Annotated in this window: 3 protein-coding genes; all 3 read left to right on the forward strand. The window is 53.8% G+C overall.

Translation table 11 applies throughout. The features are described 5' to 3' along the window. Positions 1–158: 158 nt before the first annotated feature. The gene (gene rimP, locus KDK15_RS20900; RefSeq protein WP_257297337.1) at positions 159–617 is read left to right on the forward strand and encodes a ribosome maturation factor RimP; all 459 of its coding nucleotides are present in this window, start codon (positions 159–161) and stop codon (positions 615–617) included. A 91-nt stretch (positions 618–708) separates the two neighbouring features. Then, positions 709–2,202 (forward strand): transcription termination factor NusA, encoded by a 1,494-nt coding sequence (gene nusA / locus KDK15_RS20905; RefSeq protein WP_257297338.1) that lies wholly within the window; start codon positions 709–711, stop codon positions 2,200–2,202. A 26-nt stretch (positions 2,203–2,228) separates the two neighbouring features. Next, positions 2,229–4,895 (forward strand): translation initiation factor IF-2, encoded by a 2,667-nt coding sequence (gene infB, locus KDK15_RS20910; RefSeq protein WP_257297339.1) that lies wholly within the window; start codon positions 2,229–2,231, stop codon positions 4,893–4,895. Positions 4,896–4,951: the final 56 nt, after the last annotated feature.

Raw genomic sequence — 4,951 nt, forward strand, 5'->3', positions numbered from 1 at the left:
GGTTCGAATCCAGCCCCCGCTACCAAATCCCGGAAAACCCCCTTTGTGGGGTTTTTTATTAGGTAGCGAGTAATTGATGTGTGATGGCTGTTCAGGTCATTGTGCGAATACATGGGGCTTTATAGCCCTTTTTTTGTTTTTTTGGCAGGTGTTCAGTCGTGGCAGGTAAGCAGTCGCAGCTGGAGACACTTATCGAGCCGATCGTGCAGTCGCTTGATTACCGTCTCTGGGGTATTGAGTTTGTTTCCCGTGGGCGGAATTCGCTGCTTCGGGTCTATATCGATGCAGAAGATGGCATCACCCTGGAAGATTGCGAAAAGGTCAGCCGTCAGGTGAGTGCTGTTATGGATGTAGAAGACCCAATTGCGGACGAATATACCCTGGAAGTATCTTCTCCGGGCTTAGACAGGCCGCTGTTCCGGCTTGAGCAGTATGAGATGATGACTGGCCATACGGTCAGTATACGCCTGAGGGTGCCTTTTGAAGGGCGCAGAAAGTATCGGGGCATCATCAAGGGAATTGAAGATCAGGATGTCGTTATAGAGGCCGATGGCCATGAGCTTCTGTTGCCAATCGAGGGTATCGAGAAGGCGCAGGTGATACCACAGTTCGACTGAATTATCCTTCAGGCCGGGCGGATATCCCGGTTTAGCAGCCAGGGATGTGTTGGCATAGGCATGGACTGGTTCAGCATAGGCGAGGCAGAGCATGAGTAAAGAGATTCTGTTGGTCGTAGAGTCCGTATCCAATGAGAAGGGAGTACCGCCCGAGGTCATCTTTGAGGCGTTGGAAACCGCTCTGGCGACAGCGACCAAAAAACGGTACGAAACTGAAGTGGATATCCGGGTAGCGATCAACCGGGCTAATGGGGAATACGATACATTCCGTCGCTGGACTGTGGTCGCTGACGAGGATTTTGAGTTTCCCGGCATGCATCTGACCCTGGATGAAGGCAAGGAGCACGACGAGTCTCTTGAAATTGGTGGTATCTGGGAAGAACCGGTTGAGTCGGTAGGTTTTGGCCGTATTGCCGCTCAGACAGCCAAGCAGGTGATTGTTCAGAAGGTGCGTGAAGCCGAGCGCCTGCAGATGGTTGAGCAGTATCGTGACAAGATGGGTACCCTGATTTCCGGTACCGTCAAGAAGACAACCCGTGACAGCATTATTGTTGATCTTGGTAATAACGCTGAGGCGGTCTTAAAGAAAGATCAGATATTGCCTCGCGAGAACTTCAGAATGGGAGTTCATGTTCGGGCCCTGCTCCAGGAAGTGTCCACCGAGGGGCGTGGTCCTCAGTTGATGCTTTCAAGAACAGCGCCAGCAATGCTGATTGAGCTATTCCGTATTGAAGTTCCTGAAATTTCAGAAGAAGTGATTGAGATTAAAGGCGCTGCCAGAGATCCGGGTTCACGGGCCAAGATTGCCGTGAAAACCAATGATGGCCGGATTGATCCGGTAGGTGCCTGTGTTGGTATGCGTGGTGCCCGTGTTCAGGCGGTCTCCGGTGAACTGGGTAATGAGCGTGTTGATATCGTTCTTTACGATGACAACCCGGTGCAGTACGTGATTAATGCCATGCAGCCGGCAGAAGTGGCTTCAATCGTTGTCGATGAAGACAAAGGCACGATGGATATTGCGGTCAGTGAAGATAATCTGGCTCAGGCTATTGGCCGTGGTGGTCAGAATGTCCGCCTTGCCAGTGAACTGACGGGCTGGATCCTGAATGTCATGACCGAAGAGGATGCCGCTGCCAAACAGCAGCAGGAAGCAGGTCGTGTGGTTCAGACCTTCAGGGAAAAGCTGGATGTTGATGATGATCTGGCGGAACTGCTGGTAACGGAAGGTTTTACCTCCATGGAAGAGATTGCATACGTCCCCCTTGAGGAGATGTTGGCCATTGAAGGCTTTGATGAAGATATCGTTGAACAGTTGCGCTCAAGAGCCAAGGATCAGTTATTGACTCAGGCCATTGCCCAGGAAGAAAAGCTCGATGGTACCCAGCCTGCTGATGACCTTCTGAATATGGAAGGTATGGAGCAGCCACTGGCCTATGAGCTGGCCAGTCGCGGTGTCGTCACGATGGAAGACCTGGCTGAACAATCGATCGATGACCTTCTGGATATTGACGGAATGGATGAACATCGGGCTGGTGAGTTGATCATGACGGCGCGGAAACCGTGGTTTGAAGAAGCGGGTAACTGAGCGGGCCACTGAGAGGAGAAGTGTGAATGGCAGATGTAACCGTAGAGCAACTCGCAGCAGTGGTCGGCGCTCCAGTGGAGCGGTTGTTGCAGCAGATGAAAGACGCCGGTCTTACTAAAAGCAGCGCCAAAGAGTCTGTGTCCGATGCAGAAAAACAGCAGCTGCTGGCCCACCTGAAGCGAACTCATGGTGATGCCGGTACCGGTTCTGAACCGACCAGGATTACGCTCAAGCGTAAGACGGTCAGCCGCATGAAAGTGTCTGGTGGCAGTTCAGGCAAAAACAAAGTAGTTAACGTAGAAGTGCGTAAAAAGCGCACTTACGTCAAGCGTGAAGCAGCTGAAGAAACGCCAAAAGCTGATGAAGCCGCTGCTCGCTCTGACAAACAGGAAGAGCTTGGTCAGCGTCGGGATGACCGTAGTCAGCGTAAAGATGATCGCGGCCCACGCAGAGATGAACGTGGCCAGAAAGATGAGCGCGGTGCCCGAAGTGATGATCGTGGTTCCCGTTCCGGTGATCGCGGTCCTCGCCCGGGTGGTGACCGTGGCCCACGCCCGGGTGGCGACCGTGGCCCACGCCCGGGTGGTGATCGTGGCCCACGCCCGGGTGGTGATCGTGGCCCGCGCACTGCTGGTGATCGTGGCCCACGCCCGGGTGGTGATCGTGGCCCGCGCACTGCTGGTGGTGCTCCGGCACCTTCGGCGGGGCCTTCTTTCGGTGATGCACCACCGCCGCCAGCAGATGAACGCAAGTCCCGCAACAAGCGTGGCAGTAAGGGTAAAGATCGTCGTAATGATAATGACGATCTGCCGCGCCGTGGTAAAGGTGGTCGCAACGAGCGTGATGATCGCCGTGGCGGCAGTCGCAAGTTTGCCCGGGCCATGGCACCTGAATCCATGGCAGCTCACGGCTTTACCAAGCCAACAGCGCCGGTTGTTCGTGAAGTTTCCATCCCGGAAACCATCACGGTTGCAGAACTGGCCAGCAAGATGGCCATCAAAGCTGCTGACGTTATCAAGGTCATGTTCAAAATGGGCTCCATGGTAACCATCAACCAGGTTATTGATCAGGATACCGCCAGCATTGTGGTTGAAGAAATGGGCCACAAATACAAGCTGACCAAGGCGGATGCCATCGAAGATACGCTGGTGGATGATCAGCTGGAAGATGTTACTTACGAAGCCAGGTCACGTGCACCGGTAGTGACTGTAATGGGTCATGTTGACCACGGTAAGACCTCGCTGCTGGACTACATTCGTAAGAGTCGCGTTCAGGCCGGCGAAGCCGGTGGTATTACCCAGCACATTGGTGCCTATCACGTAGAAACGGATCGTGGCATGGTGTCCTTCCTGGATACGCCCGGACACGCGGCGTTTACGGCCATGCGTGCCCGTGGTGCCAAGGCTACGGATATCGTTATCCTGGTTGTTGCTGCAGACGATGGTGTTATGCCCCAGACCGAAGAAGCGGTGCAACACGCGAAAGCGGCTGGCGTACCTATCGTGGTTGCCGTGAACAAGATGGATAAGCCGGAAGCGGATCCGGATAGGGTGAAAAACGAGCTGTCTGCCCGTGACGTTATTCCTGAAGAGTGGGGTGGCGATACGCAGTTTATGCCAGTGTCCGCCCTGACCGGTGAGGGTGTCGAAGATCTGCTGGAAGCGGTTATTCTTCAGGCCGAAGTACTTGAGCTGACTGCTCCGGATGAAGGGCCTGCCCGCGGCGTCGTTGTTGAGTCCCGACTGGATAAAGGCCGTGGTCCTGTGGCAACCGTTCTGGTTCAGGGTGGTAAGCTGAATCAGGGTGATAATATTCTGGTGGGACAACAGTACGGTCGTGTTCGTGCGATGCTGGATGAGAACGGTCAGCCCATCAAAGAAGCGGGTCCTTCTATCCCGGTAGAGATTCTGGGCCTGGATGGTACGCCGGATGCCGGTGACGAAATGCTGGTGGTTCGCGATGAGCGTAAAGCCCGTGAAATTGCCTTGTTCCGTCAGGGTAAATTCCGCGAAGTTAAGCTGGCTCGTCAGCAGGCTTCCAAACTGGAGAATATGTTCTCCAGAATGGGTACTGAAGATAAGAAGACGCTCAACATCGTGCTCAAGGCTGACGTACGAGGCTCCCTGGAGGCTCTGACCGCTTCGCTGGAAGAGCAGGGCAACGAAGAGGTCGAAGTAAGAGTTATCTCGGGTGGTGTTGGTGGTATTACCGAAACCGATGCTAACCTGGCCCTGGCTTCCAACGCAGTTATCGTCGGCTTTAACGTTCGTGCCGATGCTTCTGCCCGTAAAGTGGTAGAGACTGAAGAGCTGGATTTGCGTTACTACAGTGTTATCTACGACATTATTGATGACGTTAAGAAAGCGCTGACCGGTATGCTGGGCTCCGATACCCGTGAACAGATCGTGGGTACCGCCGAAGTTCGTGAAGTATTCCGATCACCGAAGTTTGGCGCTGTGGCTGGCTGTATGGTGATTGAAGGTACCGTGTACCGCAACGACCGTATTCGTGTACTGCGTGATAACGTGGTGATCTACGAAGGTGAGCTGGAGTCTCTGCGTCGTTACAAGGATGATGTCAGCGAAGTTCGTAACGGTATGGAGTGTGGTATCGCCGTTAAGAGCTACAACGACGTTAAGCCTGGTGACAAAATCGAGGTTTACAAGACGATTGAAGTACAGCGTACGCTTTAATTCGTTATGCGTGTGAAATAGATGCTAGGAGGCTGTCCGAGAATAGCGCCCGTCTA

This window comes from Endozoicomonas sp. YOMI1 (assembly GCF_024606345.1).
GTDB lineage: Bacteria > Pseudomonadota > Gammaproteobacteria > Pseudomonadales > Endozoicomonadaceae > Endozoicomonas.